This is a genomic window from Streptomyces sp. NPDC053541 (genome assembly GCF_044544705.1).
Lineage (GTDB): Bacteria > Actinomycetota > Actinomycetes > Streptomycetales > Streptomycetaceae > Streptomyces.
Genome location: NZ_JBITXM010000015.1, coordinates 12,292 through 32,073 on the forward strand (window position 1 = coordinate 12,292; position 19,782 = coordinate 32,073).

The 19,782-nt window shown below is 72.6% G+C and carries 26 protein-coding genes; 20 read left to right on the forward strand and 6 right to left on the reverse strand.

The window, feature by feature from the left end; genetic code table 11:
* Nucleotides 1–148: 148 nt before the first annotated feature.
* The 4 genes from tap to ACIGW2_RS32835 form a co-directional block, all read right to left on the reverse strand.
* Entirely contained in the window at nt 149–1,849 is a 1,701-nt protein-coding gene (gene tap / locus ACIGW2_RS32820) for a telomere-associated protein Tap (protein WP_399847711.1), read from the reverse strand.
* Nucleotides 1,850–1,854: 5 nt separating this feature from the next.
* On the reverse strand, nt 1,855–2,406 hold the full coding sequence (gene tpg / locus ACIGW2_RS32825; protein ID WP_399847713.1) for a telomere-protecting terminal protein Tpg: 552 nt from the start codon (nt 2,404–2,406) through the stop codon (nt 1,855–1,857).
* A 14-nt stretch (nt 2,407–2,420) separates the two neighbouring features.
* A complete protein-coding gene (locus ACIGW2_RS32830) occupies nt 2,421–3,140 on the reverse strand; it encodes a hypothetical protein (protein ID WP_399847715.1) in 720 nt (239 codons plus the stop codon).
* Nucleotides 3,141–3,541: 401 nt separating this feature from the next.
* The gene (locus tag ACIGW2_RS32835) at nt 3,542–3,850 is read right to left on the reverse strand and encodes a helix-turn-helix domain-containing protein (protein WP_399847716.1); all 309 of its coding nucleotides are present in this window, start codon (nt 3,848–3,850) and stop codon (nt 3,542–3,544) included.
* A 152-nt stretch (nt 3,851–4,002) separates the two neighbouring features.
* Between ACIGW2_RS32835 and ACIGW2_RS32840 the strand changes: the two genes are divergently transcribed.
* The 4 genes from ACIGW2_RS32840 to ACIGW2_RS32855 all read left to right on the forward strand — a co-directional run bounded on the left by ACIGW2_RS32840 (nt 4,003) and on the right by ACIGW2_RS32855 (nt 6,416).
* Nucleotides 4,003–4,323: a hypothetical protein gene (locus ACIGW2_RS32840; protein ID WP_399847718.1), complete on the forward strand. Its 321-nt coding sequence runs from the start codon at nt 4,003–4,005 to the stop codon at nt 4,321–4,323.
* The gene (locus ACIGW2_RS32845) at nt 4,320–5,156 is read left to right on the forward strand and encodes a hypothetical protein (protein ID WP_399847720.1); all 837 of its coding nucleotides are present in this window, start codon (nt 4,320–4,322) and stop codon (nt 5,154–5,156) included. The genes ACIGW2_RS32840 and ACIGW2_RS32845 overlap by 4 nt, the downstream gene beginning before the upstream one ends.
* Nucleotides 5,157–5,172: 16 nt before the next feature.
* Nucleotides 5,173–5,550, forward strand: coding sequence for a hypothetical protein (locus ACIGW2_RS32850; RefSeq protein WP_399847722.1), 378 nt, complete (start codon nt 5,173–5,175; stop codon nt 5,548–5,550).
* Nucleotides 5,551–5,795: 245 nt separating this feature from the next.
* Nucleotides 5,796–6,416, forward strand: a complete 621-nt coding sequence (locus ACIGW2_RS32855; RefSeq protein WP_399847725.1) for a hypothetical protein — start codon at nt 5,796–5,798, stop codon at nt 6,414–6,416.
* Between the two features lie 97 nt (nt 6,417–6,513).
* Here ACIGW2_RS32855 and ACIGW2_RS32860 read toward each other — a convergent pair whose 3' ends face one another.
* Together ACIGW2_RS32860 and ACIGW2_RS32865 are read right to left on the reverse strand one after the other, a co-directional pair.
* The gene (locus ACIGW2_RS32860; protein WP_399847727.1) at nt 6,514–7,185 is read right to left on the reverse strand and encodes a hypothetical protein; all 672 of its coding nucleotides are present in this window, start codon (nt 7,183–7,185) and stop codon (nt 6,514–6,516) included.
* A gap of 302 nt (nt 7,186–7,487) precedes the next feature.
* Nucleotides 7,488–8,288 carry a GntR family transcriptional regulator gene (locus tag ACIGW2_RS32865; protein WP_399847729.1) on the reverse strand — a complete coding sequence of 267 codons (801 nt, stop codon included), beginning with the start codon at nt 8,286–8,288 and terminating at the stop codon, nt 7,488–7,490.
* A 226-nt stretch (nt 8,289–8,514) separates the two neighbouring features.
* On the opposite strand from ACIGW2_RS32865, the gene ACIGW2_RS32870 reads away from it, so the two are divergent.
* The 16 genes from ACIGW2_RS32870 (at nt 8,515) to ACIGW2_RS32945 (ending at nt 19,700) form a co-directional block, all read left to right on the forward strand.
* Nucleotides 8,515–8,883 (forward strand): hypothetical protein, encoded by a 369-nt coding sequence (locus ACIGW2_RS32870; protein WP_399847730.1) that lies wholly within the window; start codon nt 8,515–8,517, stop codon nt 8,881–8,883.
* Nucleotides 8,880–9,224 carry a hypothetical protein gene (locus tag ACIGW2_RS32875; RefSeq protein ID WP_399847732.1) on the forward strand — a complete coding sequence of 115 codons (345 nt, stop codon included), beginning with the start codon at nt 8,880–8,882 and terminating at the stop codon, nt 9,222–9,224. The genes ACIGW2_RS32870 and ACIGW2_RS32875 overlap by 4 nt, the downstream gene beginning before the upstream one ends.
* Nucleotides 9,221–9,403 carry a hypothetical protein gene (locus tag ACIGW2_RS32880; protein ID WP_399847734.1) on the forward strand — a complete coding sequence of 61 codons (183 nt, stop codon included), beginning with the start codon at nt 9,221–9,223 and terminating at the stop codon, nt 9,401–9,403. The genes ACIGW2_RS32875 and ACIGW2_RS32880 overlap by 4 nt, the downstream gene beginning before the upstream one ends.
* Nucleotides 9,400–9,690, forward strand: a complete 291-nt coding sequence (locus ACIGW2_RS32885) for a hypothetical protein (RefSeq protein WP_399847735.1) — start codon at nt 9,400–9,402, stop codon at nt 9,688–9,690. The genes ACIGW2_RS32880 and ACIGW2_RS32885 overlap by 4 nt, the downstream gene beginning before the upstream one ends.
* Nucleotides 9,687–10,964 carry a hypothetical protein gene (locus tag ACIGW2_RS32890; RefSeq protein WP_399847737.1) on the forward strand — a complete coding sequence of 426 codons (1,278 nt, stop codon included), beginning with the start codon at nt 9,687–9,689 and terminating at the stop codon, nt 10,962–10,964. The genes ACIGW2_RS32885 and ACIGW2_RS32890 overlap by 4 nt, the downstream gene beginning before the upstream one ends.
* Nucleotides 10,961–11,203 carry a hypothetical protein gene (locus tag ACIGW2_RS32895; RefSeq protein WP_399847738.1) on the forward strand — a complete coding sequence of 81 codons (243 nt, stop codon included), beginning with the start codon at nt 10,961–10,963 and terminating at the stop codon, nt 11,201–11,203. Before ACIGW2_RS32890 ends, ACIGW2_RS32895 begins: the two co-directional genes overlap by 4 nt.
* The gene (locus ACIGW2_RS32900) at nt 11,200–11,496 is read left to right on the forward strand and encodes a hypothetical protein (RefSeq protein ID WP_399847740.1); all 297 of its coding nucleotides are present in this window, start codon (nt 11,200–11,202) and stop codon (nt 11,494–11,496) included. The genes ACIGW2_RS32895 and ACIGW2_RS32900 overlap by 4 nt, the downstream gene beginning before the upstream one ends.
* Before the next feature lie 74 nt (nt 11,497–11,570).
* Nucleotides 11,571–13,868, forward strand: coding sequence for a hypothetical protein (locus tag ACIGW2_RS32905; protein ID WP_399847742.1), 2,298 nt, complete (start codon nt 11,571–11,573; stop codon nt 13,866–13,868).
* Nucleotides 13,869–14,088: 220 nt separating this feature from the next.
* Entirely contained in the window at nt 14,089–14,589 is a 501-nt protein-coding gene (locus ACIGW2_RS32910; RefSeq protein WP_399847743.1) for a hypothetical protein, read from the forward strand.
* Between the two features lie 12 nt (nt 14,590–14,601).
* Nucleotides 14,602–15,282 carry a hypothetical protein gene (locus tag ACIGW2_RS32915; protein ID WP_399847744.1) on the forward strand — a complete coding sequence of 227 codons (681 nt, stop codon included), beginning with the start codon at nt 14,602–14,604 and terminating at the stop codon, nt 15,280–15,282.
* Nucleotides 15,283–15,490: 208 nt separating this feature from the next.
* Nucleotides 15,491–16,807, forward strand: coding sequence for a hypothetical protein (locus ACIGW2_RS32920; RefSeq protein ID WP_399847745.1), 1,317 nt, complete (start codon nt 15,491–15,493; stop codon nt 16,805–16,807).
* 71 nt (nt 16,808–16,878) lie between these two features.
* Complete coding sequence (locus tag ACIGW2_RS32925; RefSeq protein ID WP_399847747.1) at nt 16,879–17,340, forward strand: hypothetical protein; 462 nt, start codon at nt 16,879–16,881, stop codon at nt 17,338–17,340.
* 77 nt (nt 17,341–17,417) lie between these two features.
* The gene (locus tag ACIGW2_RS32930; RefSeq protein WP_399847748.1) at nt 17,418–17,807 is read left to right on the forward strand and encodes a hypothetical protein; all 390 of its coding nucleotides are present in this window, start codon (nt 17,418–17,420) and stop codon (nt 17,805–17,807) included.
* A gap of 71 nt (nt 17,808–17,878) precedes the next feature.
* The gene (locus ACIGW2_RS32935; RefSeq protein WP_399847749.1) at nt 17,879–18,307 is read left to right on the forward strand and encodes a transcriptional regulator; all 429 of its coding nucleotides are present in this window, start codon (nt 17,879–17,881) and stop codon (nt 18,305–18,307) included.
* Nucleotides 18,308–18,483: 176 nt separating this feature from the next.
* On the forward strand, nt 18,484–19,428 hold the full coding sequence (locus ACIGW2_RS32940; protein WP_399847750.1) for a DUF4097 family beta strand repeat-containing protein: 945 nt from the start codon (nt 18,484–18,486) through the stop codon (nt 19,426–19,428).
* Between the two features lie 80 nt (nt 19,429–19,508).
* On the forward strand, nt 19,509–19,700 hold the full coding sequence (locus ACIGW2_RS32945; RefSeq protein ID WP_399847751.1) for a hypothetical protein: 192 nt from the start codon (nt 19,509–19,511) through the stop codon (nt 19,698–19,700).
* Nucleotides 19,701–19,782: the final 82 nt, after the last annotated feature.

Here is a 19,782-nt window from a genome sequence, read left to right on the forward strand (position 1 = left end):
GAAGCCCTCGCCTCGCCGGCGGGACGTCAGGAAGTCGGGTCGGCCGGGGTCTCGCCCTCGGTCACGACGTGGCGGAACCTTTGGCGGAAAAGGGGGCGGGGCCTCGGTCTCCCGAGGCCCCGCCCCTGCGGTGCGGCGCGCGTCCGTCCTACTCCTCGCGGCCGGCGTCCCGGCCCGGCTTCATGAACCGTCCGGGGTTCGCTCCCCCGGCGGCCGTCTCCCGGTACCACTGCATCGGCCTGACGCCCTCTTCCTTGCAGAAGCCCGGATTCGGGCCGAGGCGGAACCCGCCCGGCAGCGGCGTCCCGTCCGGCTTGCGTGGCACGACCGCACGGGCCGTCGGGTACGCCGAGGGGTAGACCACGCAGTCGGACAGGATGGCGAGCGGAACGAGCCCGAGGGCGTTCCAGGTCTTCACCATCTTCCGGTGGGCACCTACCCGCGCCGCACTGATCACGGCGGCCCTGATGTCCGGGCGCCATGTCGGCCGCTTGAGTGCCGGCCACGGGGCGTGGCGGCTCTCCCGCTTGCCCTGCGGCCTCTCGCGCAGCTTGCCAATCCCGCCCTTCGCCGTCGCCTTAATCGCGGACAGGAGCGCGACGGCCTCGGGGTCACGGCTCTTGATCGTCGCCATGCCCGAGAGGAACTCCTCCTCGTCCATGCCGTCCTTGATGCCCAGGTCGGCGAGGGTGTCCATGTAGGCGTCGCGCAACCGGTTGTGCCACAGGTCGAGGTACCCGCCCGCCTCGGGCCGCAGCCACGCCGCGAGCGGCCGAACCTCGATCCCCAACTCGACCGCGTACGCCAGAGTTGGCGTCGCGTACCAGGCCGGGCCCGTCGGGGCCTTCCCCGACGGAGTGAACGGCGAGGGGAAGTTCTCCGGGAGCTCCTTCCACTCCTTCGTTGCGAGATCCTTCGTGCGCAGCTTGGCGCCGGACAGGTCGACGAGCCACGTCCCCGGGATCTTCTTGTCGAACACAGGGCCGTCGGTGTAGACGGCCTCGCCGAGCCCGACCGTCAGCCGGTTGGATGCCGCGAGGAACGCAACGTTGATGTCCAGCCCGACCGTGAACGGCGCCTCGGCCTCGGCCTCGGTCGGCTCCCGGAACCAGTCGTAAGCCTCCTCATCGAGGACGTGCTCCGGGCTCCGACTCTCCTCCCGGGTGCGGTCCTTCGCGATGGGGTGCTCGTCCGGAGCCTCGGGCGGAGCCGGGTCGACCGGGACGGAGAGCGAGCCCTCGACCGGAATCCGCTGCGGCCGGCCGGTACCCCGGTCCCGCACGACCCGGGTCGGCGGCCGAACGGCAGTCATCAGGGCGAGGCTGCACGCAGCCGTGGAGCCGCTCGGCGTGATCACGCGCTCGGCGTACTGACCGAGGACGTACGCAAGGGCGCCCGGGTCGGTCACCTCGCCGACCCCGCCCCACCGCAGGTGATCGGAGAAAGCGCCCCACGGGACCGACGCGACGTGCACCTCGACGCGACCCCGGTAGAGGAAGGACCAGGGCGACAGGCCCGCACGGGAGAGCGTCCACCCGCCCTCGGCCACCGCCTTGACCGCGGGGTGATCGTCGGGCACTCGCAGCCGCTTCCGGTCGTCGAGCCGAGCGGGCAGGCCGAGGGCCTCGACGGCGCCCTCGGTGAGCACGAGGAGCGGACCGGAGCTCTCGCCGTACTGCGACAGGGGACCGGCGCCCAGGCCGTAGGCGACGGCCCACTCGGCGGCCGTCGCGAGGTCGACGACGTTCGCCGGCACCTCGACCCGCTGCACGTCGGGGCGGTAGGCGACGAGGGCGCCGTCCATGGCGTCAAGGACCAGGAGGGGGGCGGTGTAGGTCTTCTCGCTCATGGTCATCACCGCAAGTCCAGTTCCACGTAGTCGATATCGCCGAACTCGACGTCGAGCGCGGCGGCGTCAGGGCCCGAGGTGCGGAAATACTCCTCCGCGAGGCCCTGCCCCAGAAGTTCGTTCAACTTGTCCTCGTTGCCTTCCCGCATGGCCTCGAAGATCTCCGGAATCAGATGGTCGGGCACGTCCTCGGTGAGACGGCGCATCCGAGGGTCGTCCGTCGTGGCCGGGCCCGACTTGAAGCCGAACGAAGCCCGGGTCTCGATCGTCATCCCGCGCCGCTGGGCTTCCTTGACCGCCCGCGCGGTTACCCGCGGTTGGTGGTCCTTGGAAACCTCCTGCTTCAACCGGTCGAGGATCTCGGCCTTCGTCTTCGAGATGTTCCGCTCGCCCGAGACGTACCGCTGCACGGTCCGGCGGGAGACGCCGAGGCGCTCCGCCACCCGCGCGGTGTTGCCGTCCTCCTTGCGCATCAGCGCGTTGAACTGGCCTTTCGCGGTCTTTGGCAGGTCCCGCGTCAGGAACCGCGACCGCATGGCGTCGAGTAGCTTCCCCATGGCCATAGCTCCTCTCAGGCGAGTTGGTAGATGGTGGCGGACGGGGGAATTACGGCCTCGTCCGGCCGCAGGCAGATAGCACCGCCGCACAGCACGTGGCCGGGCATGGTCGTCTTGAACGGGGTGTCGCAGACGGCGCAGTCGAGGAGGCGCGGCTCGGTTCGCTGGGTGACCATCTGCCGGGCCGGGACGACGTACTGAGGGGGCAGCTTGCTCAACAGCGTGGAGAGGTAGCTCCCCGGCCGGAACGCCTGCCGGTTCTCGGTGGCGTCGAGGGCGCGGAGGAGAGCGGTCTCCGGCCATCCGTTGCGCAGGAACCAGGAAACCGACTTGATGGCGTTGCCGCGCTCCTCGCCGGTCGCGTCGACGAACCAGCGGACGCGGTTGATGATGCTCGCGGCGACGGCCGGCACCGCTTCGAGGGCGGCCCCTTCCAGAGGGGGCGCGGTGGTCGCGCTCAGCAGCGTGAAGCGGTCCGGAAGCTTGCCCCGGTTCCGGGAGCCCTCCCGGACGGTGGTCGGGCGGAAGGACACGAGGTCGGCGGCCACGAGGTGGGCCCGGTGCGTCTGCACCGTCCGCAGGCCGATCCCGGCGAGCTTGGCGAGGTCCTTCTGGTGAATCTGCCCCTCCCAGCCGATGCCAGCCAGGGCGATCAGGCACTTCGCGCAGGTGGGGTCCGGCGCGACCACGCTCGCCGCCCACTCCTGGGCGCCGAACAAGATCGGCTGACTCATCCCGTGCAGCGGCGTGCGCCGGTCGGCGTCAATGCGCCCGTGGGCGAAGAGGTGGGCCAAGTGGACCTGAGTCGCTCTCTTCTTCAATCCGACAATCCGACCGATTTCCTCGGTCACGAGCGGGGTCTCGGGGTCGGCCATCTGGCGCTCAACCAGGGCGCCGAAGACGGCGCGGCAGGGCGGGCAGTCATCGGGGTTCATTTCGCGGTGCGGTGCCACTATCGGCCTTTCCGTCCGCCGCGGTGTCTCACCGCGCGATGCGCGGGTAAACTCCGCCACAGACCTAGAGCAGGGTCCACGCATGAGCCTCGGTCGGGTAGGAGTGCCACCTCCAGTAACCCGGGACGGGGCTTTTGCTTTGTGTGGAGCGGTTCGAGGGCGGGGCGTCGGCCTGTGCCGAGTCAGACCGTGATGACCTCCTGCGATCCGCCGACGACGGCGGCGATGCGCAGGGGGCTCAGCTTCTGCACGGCGTGGGTGGGGCCGCACAGCAGATCCGGGACCGGGATCCCGTAGTGGGCGGACAGGCGGTCGATGTCCCCGAGGGACCAAGCGGCCTGCCCGCGCTGCTTGCGCGAAACCTGCCCCTGCGTGATGTGCAGGCCGACGGCGAGCGTCGTTTGCGTCTCCCCGCAGGCACGCATCAGGGCGGCGACCGTGATCCGGAGGGTGCGCTCGCTGGTGCTCAAGGCGGTGGCGAACTTGCCCATATGCTCTGACCTCACTGTTTGTGAGCTGGACTCATAACGGCAGTTGGAGGGGTGCGCCGAATCGGCGCCCAACCGGGGATCACTCAACCACAGTTTCACCTCAGCTACAAGTCTGGCTTGTAGCGGAACTCCTTACGTGTCATCCTCGGGGCATGACCAGCACCCCCAAGAGCGCACTCGCCAAGCTGCGAGCCAAGTCCGAGGCGTCCGAGGAGCAGGCGGCGAAGGATAAGGCCGCCCTACTTGAAGAGGCCGTCAAGGAAGCCACTACGTCGACCGCGTACGGCCACCTCAGCGCCGTTGCCCGCGAGGCCGGCATCACCGCCCAGTACCTCCGGACTCTGATCGAGGAGCGGCACCCCGGCTGGCTCGACAAGGCCGCCGAGGAGCGCGAGGCGGCCAAGGCGCAGCGGGCGGCGGCCAAGCCCCGCGGCCGGACGACCGGCAAGCCCCGCGGGCAGCGGGCGGCATGATCGCGGAATGGACGGAGTGGCTCGTCAATCTCGGCGTGCCGGCTGCCGCCATCGCAGGGGCGGTAGGCGGGTTCCACGCCTGGGCCCGGGGCGAGGTGAGCGCCGCACTGCGCGCGCTCGGCCTCGGCCTCCTCGGCGTGGGAGTCCTCTCCAACCTCGACACCCTGGGGGGCTGGATCATCGGGCCGGCGGGGGAGTCGACCCCGGTCCGTCACGTCGAAGCCCCGTCCGTCTTGCCGTGGCTCTTGCTCGGCGTGCCCGCCGCGCTCGCCGCGGTCTTCGCCGTCCTCGGCCTGGTCCGCCTCGGCAAGCGGCGGCAGGGTAAACGGCGCACTGTCCGCGAGGCCGACGCCGCTGCCCAGGCCCGCCGGCACGCCATCGAGTCCGACCACGACGAGGTGACCGACGCCTACGGCGCCTACCTCTGCGACATCCTCGCCGTACTTGACCGCCCCGCCCTCGACGACGTCACCGTCCCCCAGACGGCCGCCCTCCTGCACGCCCTCGACGCGGCCGACGACGCCCGGCGTGGAGTCGACCTCGACACCTACCGGCAGGCCGTCAGCAACCTGAAAACGGCATGGCGAACGGCCGACGAGCACGCGCGCAAGACCGGAACCGCCCACCTGCCCGCCTCCGACCGTGCGGCGGTCAGCAAGGCCCGCGCCCTCTTTGAGAAAGCCCTCGACGACCGCGGCAGTGAGTACGAGCGGCAGGCCGCCCATGCCAAGGCCCGCGCCCTCCTCGGGGCCGTCCTCACCATCCCCCGGCAGGCCGCCGCCGCCGTCGAGCATCAGACTCGTCCTGCCCTCGCCGTGGACGCCACAGCCTGACTCCGGAAGGACCCGCATGGATCCCGAACTCGTCCCGCACGGCAGCGAGCTCCCGCTCGTTCCGCTGTGGGGCGAGGCTGCTGACCTGTTCACCCCCGAGGCCCGCGCCCTGATCGCCGGCCGGTCGAGGCTGGGCAAGACGCCCGCCCTCGACATGACCCGGGCGCAGCTCAACGCCGCCGGCATCCTGTACGAGGAAGTCAACGAGAGCGCCGGGAACGTCGGTTTCCGCCTTCGCCCGGCAGGACCCATCGCCGGATCGGCACCGCAGTTCCCGGTGAGCGATGACCTGTGCCCCGACTGTGGAAACCCTTTCGTCCCCGAAAGTGATCAGGCCCCGTACGGTGGCGGATACCTGATTCACGACGACAAGTGCCCCGCCTTGGGCGAGTAGAGGACTACGGCCACCCCAGGCCCGCCCGATGAGAGCACGGCCGCACCTCCGCGACTGAACGGGCCCCGTCGTCTACGCGGGGCCCTTCCGTCTTCCTGGGCTCGGTGTCAGTGGCGCATGCCATGATGCAGACGACCCGGGCAACCGGGTGTTGCTCCCCGCACCTGCGGGGGTGGTCTCAACCGGCCGCAGTCGTGCCCGCCGTCGCGGGCGGCTCCTGATCGCAGACACCTCCGGAGAGTTCCGTGTACGTACCCGATCGCCTCTACACCGCCTTCGAGGTCACCGAGTCCCCGGAGAGCGGCGACAACATCCCCGTCGTCATCTCCTGGTGGTACCACCCCGACCCGGCAGACCCGAGCGCCCAGGCAGGCGCAGTCCCCTTCCGGAACTTCATCCGCGCGATGCGCCTGCATGAGCACATGGCGCACCACCTCGTGGAGCGGTCCAGCGGACAGCGCGCGTACCTGTCGCTCACCGGCACGCGGGCGCAGATGCACCACCACCCGCTGACTGAGGCCCTCGCCGAGGCCGACGAATTCCCCTTCCCCGACCCGTTCCCCGCCGACCTCGGCCATGCCTTGGTCCGGGCAGACGTCGGCATGTACGTCCTGATCGCACACCCCCTGGCCGCTCCGCCCACCTTCGCCACCCTGTCCGGCCTCGTGAACGCCGACCCGAGCGGCGTGGGCATGGGCCGCTTCGAGCTGCGCGCCGACGAGGCCGCCCGCCTCCACTACGCCGACGCGCCATGGGGGCCGTCCGAGGAGCTCCTCGACCGCCTCGAACGCGAGCCGGATGCCTCGCTCCGCGAGGGGCTGCGCTTCGCCTTCGGCCTTCCCCGGCCCGGCGAGCGGCACCTCTGAGAGCCCGCCTGCCGTGCCCGGCGGCACCGACACACGGTGAAGGCCCCACGCTCCTGCGTGGGGCCTTCACCGTGTCTGCCGCGAGGGAGGGCGAGGACTACCTCCCCACCCCGGCGAGCGGGGAGCGGCGCCCCTTGCCGACGGCGCGCAGCGCGGGCCAATCCACCTCGGGGTGAGCCGCCGGCAGGCCGTCGACCTCGGCCGCCCGGTAGAGAGGTACATCGACTGCCCCGGCCCGACTGGTTCCGAACTCAACTTCCCGCCACTCCGTCGGAGCGATCCACGAGAGGCGAACCATGTGATCCCAGTCCGTACGGCGCACGCCGAGGCGGGCGGCGGCCTGGTCCGGCCCGAGCGGAGAGTTCGCCGCGACGAGCTCGGGCAGGTCGGTGCGGGCGCAGACCTCGTCCACCTGGGCGGGGTTGAGGAGGGAGCCGCCTGGGTTGCCGGACAACTCGGTGAGCAGCCCGGCCGCGATGAGCCGCCGTGCGACAAAGGCCGTCACGGCCCTGGGTTCGCCGGGGACGTTCGGCGTGCCGAGGGCCTCGGCGATCCGATCCGCAGCCTGCCGGCCGGACAGTGGCTCGCCCGGCATGCCGGCCGCGACGGCGTCCCGGCTCATCGCCTCGACCGCCGCACGGGACCACGTCCACGCCGACGCGTCCGGCCGGGGAACGGCCCCCGTGTGCACGGCCCAGCGGAACGCCGTGATCGGAACGCGGAGCCGCCCGGCGGCCTGCCGCTCGGTGTACTCGGTGAGTCGCGCCATCGGTGATTGACACCTCTCTCTCGGTGCGCCCGGGGTGGGCGGGATGGAAATGTGACAGGCCACCGCAAAAGCGTCAAGTAACCCTGAAACGCCATGAGTTGGACTCATTCCGTCAGACTGCGCCCGCGTGCGCGAGGGGGGAAACCACCCGTTCGGGCGGCGGTGCGGCGCCGGGAAACGCGAGAGCGCCCACCCCCGGAAGGAGGTGGGCGCTCGGTCGTAGGCGGTGGGGCGATCAGGTGATCAGGGGGCGTGCCGGAGGGGCCCGCCGCTGCCGGGGGCGTGCCTGCCGGCCGCGGCGGTCACTGGTCGGTGGGGGACTGGGGGCGGGACGAACGCGGGGTGCGGACCCTGAGAGGCAGGGGCGAGTACACCAGTTGCAGCCGGTCGGCCGCGCCCGTGACCCGGACGAGCTCGATTACCCGGCCGGTGCGGTCTCGGGTGACGCGGTCGACCACCAGGACCGCAACCCGTACTCCTATGGCCAACTGCGCCGCTTGCTGCGGCGTCGGCTCCTCGGCGGTCACGTACTCGTCCGCCTCGGCCGGAACGAGGCCGGCACCGACGAGGGCGCCAAGAACACCGCCCGTGATCTTGTCGGGTCGGTCGAGGCCGGCGGCCTGGGCGACGTCGAGCGGGTACCAGGCATCTTGCAGGGCGATGACGTCCGAGCCGATCATCGCGCGCCGCTGCCGACGTACCGCCTCGGTGCCGGGGTCCAGCCCCAGGAGGCGGGCGATATCGGCAGGCGCTTCGAGCGTCTCGGCGGCCGGGGTCGCCACTTCCATCCGCCCGTCTAGGCCCTGGTCTGCGGTCGCCGTCTCCCAGGGGCCCCGGCTGCCGCCAGGGCTCAGGACGCGCTCATAGCGGTTCAGCGGCACCCGTACGCGGCTGCGATCCCGCACCACGGTGCCGTGACCGCGGCGGGAGGTCACCAACCCCTTGGCCTCAAGCTCCTGATAGGCGCGGCTCACGGTCGCCTTCGATCCCGCGCCGGCCGCGACCTGATCGAGGATCTGCGGCAGAGGTGCCCCCGGCGGGTGCACCCCCTCGTTGATCTCGCGTTCGAGCCTGTCGGCCAACGCCTTCCACTTACCGGCCATGCCTCCCACTCCTCCCGTCGGGTGCATTCAGTACAGCACATTCCTAGGAATGGTTGACAGGGGTTCCGCGGAGTGTCATCGTCATTACCGGCCGCCCCATTCCTAGGAATGGCGAGCGGCAGGAATGACCCGCTGCCCTAACAGGCGCGGCCCTAACGCGTGGTGAGAGACGCGAAAGGGCCGCTAAGCGGGACCGACTCACCCGCCATACAGGGAGTTGATCCGCGTGCGCACCACCATGCCCGAAACCGGCCCGATTCCGCGAATCGCCACGGCCGCCCGCTTCCTCGACGAGGCCGCCCGTCTCGACGTTTCCGCCGTGATCGGCCTCGACGTCGACCTCGTCACCGGCCACGTCTACGAGATCCCCGACGGCCTCGGCGACGCCGAGCACGCCGCCGCCCTCTTCGACGCGTTCAGCGAGGAGGCCGCCCGCGTCGCCGCCCTCGTCGACATGATCGACACGGGGTTCGTGGACGTCCCCCGCTCGTACGGCCGCCTCCTCGTCCTCGCGGACGAGCTGGAGCGGACCGACAACGCCGACGGCTACGAGGCCGACGAGACCGACGAGGCGTTCGGGCGGTGGGCCGCGTGACGATCACCCGCAGCACCGCCACCCGCGCCGTCCGCGGCCTCCTCGGCTCCGCCGACCGGCTGCACCCCGCCGCCCTCCTGGCCCTGGTCCTGGTCCTCGCGGGCCTCGCCCAGCTCGCCGCGCCGCTCGTCCTGGCCTTCGTCACCGCCCTGGTGACCGGAGCCAAGGCCGCCGCCTTCCTCGCCGGGGCCGCCTTCCTCGCCCGCCTCGCCGTCCGCGTGGCCGCGACCGTCCCCGCCCCCCGCACCGCCCCGCCGGCATCCCCGGCCGCGCCGACCGGACCGGCACCCCAGACCGCGCCGACCTCCCCGAAGGTCCCCGGCCCCCGCACCCGCCCGTGAGCGCCCCGTGCGCCCTGGTCGGCTCCGTCTCCGAGGAGACGCTCGCCGCCCACGGCTACACCCGCCGGACCGACGCCCACGCCGACGCCCAGTGCGCCCGCCTCTGGCGTGACGAGAACCGCCGCCGCGCCGCCCGCGCCGCCCTCGACCGCCACCAGGACCAGGAGGCCACCCGATGACCGCCACCGCCCGGCGCTTCCCCGCCGTCTCGGCGGCCGGGATCGCCGCCGCCGCCCACCACATCGCGACCGGGACCGCGGCCCTCACCCTCACCGCCGGATGGTTCGTCGCCTCGCTCGCCGCCGAACACGTCGGGCAGGGCATCGCCGCCGGCACCGTCGGCCTGGTCCTCGGCGCCGAGTCCATCCGCGCCGACCGGCTCGGCCGCACCTTCCCGCACTGCCCCCTCTGCACCCCGGCCCGCCCCCGCCCCCGCCGGGCCGCCCGTAAGGAGACCGCCAAGTGAGCAGCACGTTCTACGAGGAGCGCCGCAAGGACAAGGCGGCCGAGCGCGCCGAGGACCGCGCCGACCGCCTCGCCGAGGCCGAGGCCGCCCGCAAGGCGCAGGAGACCCGCGCCGAGGAGGAGCGCAAGGAGCGTGCGGCCCGCGCCGAGGAGGAGCGCAAGGAACGCGCGGCCCGCGCCGAGGAGGAGCGCAAGCTCCGCGCCGAGCGCAAGCGCGAGCACGCGCGCCGCAAGGCCGAGCGGAAGAAGGCCCGCGCCGACTTCCTCGCCCGGCTCGCCACCGAGGGTGACACCGTCGGCGCCCTGATCGTCATGGCCTGCGGTATCGTCCCGGCCCTCTACTTCCAGCTCCGGGCGCTCAACGGGCAAAACCTGCCCGGCATCATCAGCCTGTGCCTCGCCGTGATGCTGGAGGCCGGCGCCTGGGTCGCCACCGTGAGCGGCGAGCGCGCGAAGAAGGCGGGCCGCCCCGTCGGCCGCTTCCGCATCGTCATGTGGGCCTGCGCGACCTTCGCCGCGGCCGTCAACTACGCCCACGCCCCCGGCGAGCCCGGAAACTGGCTCGCCTGGGTCCTGGCCGCCGCCTCGTACGCCGGCGTCTTCTTCTGGGAGGTGCGCGGCTGGGGCCGGGAGCGCGGCACCAAGGCCACCCGCACCAAGGCGCAGCGCCGCGAGGACCGCCTCACCCGCAAGCACGACCGCAAGCGCCGCCGCCGGTTCCCCGCCGTCTACGCCCGCTTCGTCGACATCCAGACCGCGAACCCGTACGGCAGCATCGACACCGAGCAGGCGTGGCGGGACGCGTGGCGCGACATCCACGGCGCCGAGCTCGGCGTCACGGCCGGTGTCGTCGCCCACCGCGGCAAGGCGGACAAGGCCCTCGCCGCAGCCCACGGCGTGGCGGTCGAGACGGTGATGGTCGAGGAGCTCCTCCGCGACGTCTTCGGCGGCGACGGGGGCGACGACGGACCCGCCGCGCGCCCCTCCTCCGGCGGCCCGAACGGCGGCCCGAACAAGGGTGGCCGAGGCTCGAAAACCCTAGGGCGCAAAGGGAAGCAGGCCCTTGGGCGCCTGACCGGACGGACCTCCGCGAAGGCCCCCGTCGGGCCCCTCGACGAGGCCGACCTCGCCCGCGTCCGTGCCCTCGCCGACCTCCTCGGCGGCGCCGGAAAGCTCTCCATCAAGAACGTCGGCGAAGCCGTCGGCGGCGGTAACTACCGCTACCTGATGGCCCTGCGCGACACGGTCCGGACCGAGCGGAAGAGGACCCGATGAGCACCTACACCCCGCCCCGGCTCCTGATCCTCGCCTCGCCCGCCGGCATCTACCTGACGATCACCCTCTCGCCCGACACCGGATGGACGGGGTCGGCCGCCATCGGCGCCGCCGTCTTCGTCCTCATCCTCTTCGGCCCGGCCATGCTCCGGGCCTCCGCCAAGGCCGCGGCCGTCCGCGCCGCCACCAAGAAGGCCGAGGCCGCCGCCAAGAAGGAGAAGGAGGGGAAGAAGAAGTGACCTCCGAGAGCGTCTACCGGAAGATCGCCCGCGAGCTCGCCGCCGAGGCGGACCAGCACGCCGCCGACCGACACCCCCAGCTTGGGCGCTGCGCCGCCGAGCTCGGCCTCCTCTACCTGGAGTTCGAGCTCCACCCCCCGGCCTCCGAGCACGGCGTGAAGGCGTGGGAGGCGGCCGAGGCCGCCCGCGAGTCCCTCACCTGGGGAACGGCCGTCGGCTGCGGCTCCGACACTGCCCGCGCCCGTCTCCACCTCGCCCTTGATGCCCTCGCCCGCGAGCGCGCGGCGCACTGACTGGCCCCGGGCCCGGCCGCCCTCCCCCTCTTCGCGGCCGGGCCGACGGCCCCGTATCTCAGGAAGGACCCCCGATGAGCACCACCGAGACCGAGCGCGGCCCCGAGACCGAGGCGCAGCTCGTCGACCTCGCCGCCTACCGCGACCCCGAGACCCTCGACCGCATCGAGCAGGCCGCCCGCGAGGCGGTCCGCCACACCCCCGCTGGCATCGCTGACCTGACCACCGGCACCGTGCACCTGGGCAAGGCCGACGAGGCGCCCGCCGCCGCCCCGGCCGACGCCGAGGCCGCCGTCATCGAGTACACCGACGAGGACGCCGGCACCCTCGAAATCCTCGACGAGCGCGACGGATGGCACCTGCGGACCCTGATCCCGGAGACCTTCACCGACCCGGGTTTCTGGCGGCAGCGTCGCGCCGAGTGGACCAACGCCGCCGCCTTCCACACCCTTCGCTCGCCCGTCTACCTGTGGCGCGCAACCCGCGTCGCCGGCATCGGCGCCCGCGTCGCCGCCCGCGACTCCTGGTCCTACCTCTGGGCCACGGAGTACGGCGAGATCGCCGACAAGGTCCGCCGCACCAAGGCCGGGCCCGAGCACATCGCCGACCTGCGGGCCGACCGCCGCAAGGAAGCCAAGCAGCGCCGCCGCGAGCCGGTCACCGTCTACAGCCTGACCGGCTGCACCTCCTACGTGGCCGCGGTCCTCGCCCTCGGTCAGACCTGGGGATGGGTCATGGCCGCGCCGGTCCTCCTGCCGCTGTTCGGCGTGCTGTACGCCCTCGGCCGCCGCGAGCTCATCCGCCGCGAGCCCGACGGCACGTTCAGGATTGCGGACGCCGTCGACTTCACCGGGGCCGGCGTGCTGACCGAGGACGGCCTCAACGACGCGCTTCGGGCCCGCAACGTCGGTATCCTCCGCGACGGCGAGTCGGTCACCGTGAAGGGCTTCATCGCCCGCGAGGCCGACGACAAGGCGTCCGTGGTCCGCTTCGAACTCCCCCGCTCCGCCGGTAAGACCGCCAAGGAGGTCATGGCGAAGCGCGACCCGCTCGCCGCGGCCCTGGCCGTGGACGCGATCCAGCTCTCGATCCGGCAGGACGGGCACGAGGGCGAGGTGTACATGCGCGTAGCCGACGCCCACCCCTTCGGCGGCGAGCCGGTCGCCTCCCCGCTCCTGACCGCCGAGGAGTGGTCCATCTGGCAGGGCGCCCCGACCTTCGTGGACGAGACCGGCCGCATCATCCCCATTGAGCTCCTGTTCTTCGGGCTGTTGGTCGGCGCGATGCCCCGGCAGGGCAAGACCTTCACCGCCCGCGCGGCGGCCGTCGCGGCGGTCCTCGATCCCACGTGCCGGATCGTCGTTGCCGACGGCAAGGGCGGCAAGGACTGGGCGGCGACGGCCCTCGTCGCCGAGGCGTACATCCGCGGCGTGACCACGGCCGCAGTACGGCGCCTGACCCACGTTCTTGAGGACCTCGTCAAGGAGATGACGGAGACCTACGACAAGCTGTTCGAGCTCCCCGACGAGGTGTGCCCGGACGGGAAGCTGACGCCGGAGATCGTCCGCGACTACGGCATTCACCCGCTCGTGCTGATCGCCGACGAGGTGCAGCGCTACTTGGAGAGCGCCGACAAGGAATCCGAGGACGACAAGCTCACGTACGGGCAGCGCATCGAAAAGGCCCTCACCGACCTCGCCAAGGTCGGCCCCGCCGCCGGCATGGTCCTGATCCTCGCCTCGCAGAAGCCGACCGGCGACGCCGTCCCGTCCGCCATCCGTGACGCCATCCCGCAGCGCATCGCCCACCTGTGCGCCACCTACCAGATGAGCGACTCGATTCTCGGTACCGGCTCCTCCGCCTCCGGCTGGAATGCCAAGGATCTTGCCCCTGCGTTCAAGGGCATGGGCATTCACGCCGACGAGACCGGCTACCGGTTCATGCGCTCGCTCCTCATCAACCTCCCCCAGTTCCGGGCCATTTGCGAGCGCGGCCGGGCCCTGCGCATCGCCGCCGGCACCCTCGCCGGGGAGGCTGCGGGCGACGGTGGACGCCGGGCGCGCGTCGGCGGCATCGTCCCCGACCTCCTCGCCGTGTTCGAGGAGGCGCAGCTCCCCGAGCGGATGTCCACGGCCGAGATCCTCGACGGCCTCGCCGTCCTCGACCCGGGGACGTGGGCGCCCGCCGCCCTGGGTGTCGGCGAGGAGGACCGCACCGCCTACGTCCGGGCGGGCGGGACGGCCCTGCGGAAGGCCATCGACGAGGCCCTCGCCGGGACCGAGTGGAACCTCGCCGTCCGGAGCTGGACGAGCGGCGGCCGGGCGAACGGCTACTACCTCGCCGACATCCGCGCCGCCGCCGGAATTGCGTAGATATGCACCCCGGTACGGGGTCCGTACGGATCGGAACGCCGCAGGTCAGCGCCCGGTACGCCGTCCGTACGGACCCCGGCCCGCCGGTACACCGAACCGGCCCCGTGGCCCTCGTACCGGCCCCGTACGGGCCTCTGACCAGGCGTAACCCGATCCGACCCGGCCCGTACCGACGTCACAAACCCCCGCGAAACGACCATGCCAAGGAGCGTCGCCGATCATGGAAAACACCGCCCACACCCGCGCCGAGGCCGCCGTCGTCTACCGCCCCGAGCCGATGCACGGTCACCCCCTCGAAACCCGCCCGCTCCTGAGCCCGGCCCCTCTCCCGGGCGCCGTCGAGGCCCGGACCGCGGACGGCCGCACCGTCTGGGTGTACGCCGACCTCGCGGCCCCCGCCGGCGCCCCGGCCGCCGACCGGGACACGACCACGGTCCCGAGCTGGGCCAAGACGACGGCCCTCCTCCTCGTCTCCTCCTCCGCCTCGCTCCTCCTCGCCGCCTACGCCGTGAAGGTCTTCGCCGAGGCCGCCGCCGCCCTCGCCGCCGCCCTGGTCCTCCTCGCGAAGATCGCCGTCGTCCTGGCCGTCCTCGTCGCCCTGGTCGCCGCCGTCGCTAAGCGCCGCCAGGGCCGGGGGACGCAGACCGCCACCGCCACCGCGACGGCCACCGCCGGACTTTTCGGCCGCGCCACCGCCACCGCCACGATCACCAACCGATAGGAGCCCGCCCCAATGTCCGCGATCAAGGTCCGGAAGCTCACCATCGGCGGCAGCGCCGTCCGCTGCCCCAATCGCCCCGGAACCTCCACCCCGCGCGAGCTGACGCTCATCGCGACCAACGAGGGCATCAACGCGACATGCGGCGAGATGCACCTCGGCGAGAGCGGCAAGCGCCGCAGCCGCGCTCAGTGCTTCTTTCCCGTCGAGAACCTGAGTCCCGCCCAGCTCCGCACCATCGCCCAGGCCGAAGCGGGCAAGCCCTTCCGTCTGGTCCTCAAGAACGGCGGCGCCATCGAGGGGACGCTCGTCGCCGTGGGCGGCCCCGCGCAGTCGACCGCCGCCCGCGCCGCCGCCGCCGCGGCCAAGACGAACGGCAGCGCCCCGGCCGTCGGGCCCGCCAAGCCCGCCGGCCGCGCGACCGGCGGATCCATGGCCGCCGCCTTCGGTGCCATCGCGGCCGTAGCGGGCGCCGCCGGGCAGACGGCCGCCGCCGCCGGGCAGATCGCCGCCGCCGGGGCCTCGGCCGTTGAGTCCGCCGCGAGTGTCGGCCGCGAGGGCATCGGCGCCGCCCGCGACGGCATCCGCGAGGCCGGGGCCTACGGCGAGCGCCGGCATGAGCGGCTGATGCGCGCTGCCGAGACGAGCGGGGGCGGCGAGCCCGAGGCGAGCGGGAGCGACGAGTCCGAGGGCTGACCGCAGGAATCGGGCGCCCCCGGGGCCGGGTGAATCGGCCTCGGGGGCGCCGCCGTGTCTGGGGCCTGCGCAGAGGTGTACCCGGAGCCCTCGAACACCGAGCGAAGGTTTCAGGTCAACTCGCAGTCAAACTCATAGATGAACTTGTAGTCGTGTTCATAGTCGTGCCATGGTTGACCCGCCACACCACACCGAAGGAGAAACCCCCTTGAAGCTCAGCCCCGCCCAGACCAAGGCCCTCCGCCTCGTCCTCGACAACCCCCGCCGAGTCGTCGCCTGGCTCCGCGGCGAGGCCGGATTCCTCGCGCTCCACGGCAACACGGAGCGCTCGCTCCACCGCGCGGGCCTCATCAAGGCCGTGAAGATCGGGACCGGCACCCGCACCGCCGGCACCGAGAGCGTCGAGTACGACGTCACGGTCTGGGAGCTCACCCCGGCCGGGTACGAGGCCCTCGGCGAGCAGGCCCCCGCCACGGCGGCCCCCCAGGCGACCCCGGCCGCCGAGGAGGAGACCCTCCTCCCGTTGTTCCGCCGCTTCCATGCCGTCGGCGAGGTCCTCGGCGAGCAGCCCCCCACCGAGACGGCCGCCGAGGATGAGATCCCCCTCCGGCTGCCCCGCCGCTTCCGCGCCGCGTACGAGGCCGAGCTCGCCGACACGCACATCGAGGCCGACAGTGCCCCCTACCGGCAGGCTTTCGCCCACATCACGAGCGATCGGCCGACCGCCCCGCGCTGGCTCCTCGGCCACCTCGCCGACGTCGCCGCCCTGACCGAATTCCTCGTCGAGGAGTCCGAGGAACCCGCCGCCACCCGCCACGCCCGCCGCCGCGGAACCGCCGACTTCCTCGACCTCCTCGCCCGCCACGGCGTCCGCCCCTGGCCCGCCGTCGGCCACGGCGTCCGCCCCTGGGGTGACGAGGCCCCCCACTGCGAGGACTGCGCCCAGTACGCCGGACACCGCGCCCCGGCCGCCGTCGTCGCCGCCGAGGCCGCCATCGACCAGGAGCGCGCCGACCGGCAGTCCGCCTATAGGAACCGCCTCGCCACCGACCTGCGCAGGGTCGAGGACGAGATCGCCGCCGAGCACGGCGAGCACACGCGGCCCGGCTCGGCCATCGAGTGGACCGACCCCACCACCGGAGAAACCGCGTACGGGGTCGTCCAGTCCGCCTACCGCCGCCCCAACGGCACGGCCGCCGTCGAGGTCGAACTCCTCGGCCGCGCGCGCAGGGCCCTCGACGCCGACCAACTCGCCCCCATCACCGGCCGGTGCCCCTCCGCCCTGCCCACCGACCCGACCCCCTGCGACGGCGCCCCGGCCGTGACCGTCCTCGACTCCTCCAACGCGGGGGCCCACGGATGCGAGCGCCACGGCGCCCGCCTCCTCGCCGTCCTCGACGGCGGCCGGGTCTACGCCCTGCCGGACGCCCCCGAGGGCGCCGCGCTGCGGGTCTACCAGGCCGCCGGCACCGGCCGCGCCACCGTCCGGGTGCCCAGCATCCGGGACCTCGTCGCCGCCCCCTGACCGCACCACCGCCGGGGCCCGAGCGGGCCCCGGCCCGCCCACCCGTCCAGCGAACCGAAGGGCTGCCACACATGAAGCCGAACCCCCACATCGAGATCACAGGCCGAGTCGACAGCTTCAACCTTGAGGCCGACGCCGAGGGAGCCGTCCTCGTCGCCTACACCACCGACGAGAACGGCACCGTCGCCCGCTCCTGGATCCGCTTCGGCCCGGCCGCCGCACGCGCACTCAAGATGCGCGCCGCCAACCTGCCCGACTTCCCCGCGGAGACGGCCACCCCCGCCGCCCGTCCGTTCCCCCGCTTCACGCTCGAACCCGGCTGGGTGGACGTCGACGTACCCGGCTGGGAGCTCAAGGGCGACAAGACGACCGGCGAACGCCTGGGGGAGTGCCACGAGCCGTTCCACCCGCACGACGACAACGCCGACATCGAGGCGGCCCTCTCCTGGGCCGACGGCCTCATCGGCACCCCGCAGACGTGGTTCCACGTGCGCGAGCGCGGTTTCGACCGCTGGGAAGCCGGCACCCGCTGACCTCCCCTCACATGCAGTGCGGGCCCCGCTGGGTGAATCACCGGGGCCCGGCCCGACCCCAGAGAGGAACTGCCCCAATGCAGACCGAGACCCACACCCACGAGACCCCGACCGCGACCGCCCGCCTCCGCCTCATGGCCCTCGGCCTCCTCCGCGCCGCCGTCCCGCCGCTCGCCGCCGTCGGCGCCGCCCTGGCCGTCGAGCCGTACCTCGACGCCGACGGCCGCGCCCGCATCGCGTACCTCGTGCTCGTCGGTCTCCTCGCCATGTGGGCCGCCGACAACGTCCTCGGCCGCGCGACCGAGGACACCTACCGGCAGGCGTACGGCCGCGTCCACGGACCTCGCTCCTGGTCCTGCCAGGGCTGCGGACGCCGCATCGACGCCCAGGAGTGGACCCCGTACGACGCCGCCGCGTTCGAGATCCACCTCGCCGACCCGCGCGCCCACGGCTGCATCCACAGCTGACCGCCGGCACTTCCCCGGGGCCTCGACCGAGGCCCCGGGGCTCAAACCCAATCGAGAGGAACACGCCCGTCATGACCGCCAATCGCGCCGCCGCCTTCCCCGCCGTCTACGCCCTCCTGCGCGTCGCCGCCGACGTCGCCGACCACTGGGCGCAGACCGACCACCAGGCGACCCACAAGGCCAAGGAGGGAGCCGAGGGACACAAGGCCCTCGCCGGTCACGTCACCTCGTACGTCGCCACGCAGGGCGCCGCCCTCCTCCTGGGGAACCGGGCCCTCGGCCTCGGCCTGCGCCCCCGCAACGTGGCCGCGGCCCTCGCCCTGTCCGGCGCCTCGCATTACCTGATCGACCGCCGTTGGCCGGTGCGCAAGGTGGCCGAGGTCACCGGGAAGGGCGGTTTCTACGAGCTCGGCGGCCCGCTCGGAGGGGCCTACCGGCTGGACCAGGCGGCGCACCACCTCGCCGAAGGGTTCGCCGCGTACCTCGCCATTCGTGACTGACCCGTCTTGCCCTCGCCGGACGGTGGCGACGCCGTCCGGCGCTCCCGAACACGAACCGAACTTGCAATTCAACTAATAGTTGCACTTGTAGTTGAGTTGCAAGTCGTGTCATGGTTGTCCCCCGGGGCCCACCAGGGCCCCGGCTCACCCCGCGAAAACAAGGGAGAACACCCGACATGACCACTCGCCAGATCGCCGCCGAGAACACCGGCCCCGTCACCATCGACGCGACCCTCCTCGGCCACGCCGGCACCATCACCGTCCGCGCGGACGCCACCTGCGAGCGGGCCACCCTCACGGTTCACACGGCCGACGAGGAGGGCGAGGCCGCCGACACCGTCCGCCGTGCCACGCTTCGCCAGTCCGGCACCGGGCTGTACGTCAGCGTCGAGGGCAAGGGCGGCGGAACGACGATCGTTACCGGCGGCGGTGGCCGCAACGTCGTTCAGTCCGTCATCAGCAACAACACCGGTTCCGTCATTCAGGTCGGCGGAAACTTCTTCGGCGGGAACGTCGTCGGCGTCAGCGGCGGAAACGTCGTCAGCGACGTCGTCATCAACGGCGTCCGCTTCGCCGGAGTCGGCGGTACCACCGTCATCAAGGGCACCTCGCCCATCGAGATCACCGCCGTCGTGCCGGAGGGCAGCTCGGTCATCGGCCGGACGCAGTCCGCTGACGTCATCGCGGAGGGCGCGCTCCTCAACGTGAGCGGCACCACGCAGTCCGGAGACGTGCGTACCGGGCACGTCGCCAAGGTCACCGCCTCCACGCAGTCCGGTGACGTCGTGGTTGCCCAGGCCGCGCACATCGACGCCAAGACCCAGTCCGGCGACGTCCGCCTCGGCCGCACGGACGTCGTCGAGGGCAGCACCATGAGCGGAGACATCCGCATCGACGACTTCGGCGGAACCGCCCGACTCAACACGATGAGCGGAGCCATCCGCGTCCACGCGACGGCGGGCGGGGACCTCAGCGCCCGCACGATGAGCGGGGACATCCACGTGACCGCCACCGAGGCCGCCCTCGACGACGACCTCGACGTGCGCGCCAACTCGATGTCCGGCAACGTCACCACCCCGCGGCGACGCTCCGGCGGTAGCGAACCGCGCCGCCGCCGCTGACCTCCGACCACTCCGCCGGGCCCCGCTGGGTGAATCACCGGGGCCCCGCCCCACACAAGAGACAGTGCTAGGAGGCACCCGTGTTCAACGCCGGTGACATCGTCGAAATCATCTCGTGCGAGGACGACCCCCGGGCCGTCGGCAAGACCGGCCGAGTCCTGGACGAGGTCCCCCCGGGCCCGCTCACCGACTACCGGTGGACCGTCGACCGGATCAGCATCTGGATCGCCCCCGTCCTGGTCCACTCCCACGAGATCCGCAAGGCCACCTGACGCACGACAGAAGCCCCGCCGGCCTCTCGGTCCGCGGGGCTTCTGCACCCCAGCAAGCCGCAACCACACGCCACGGAGGAAC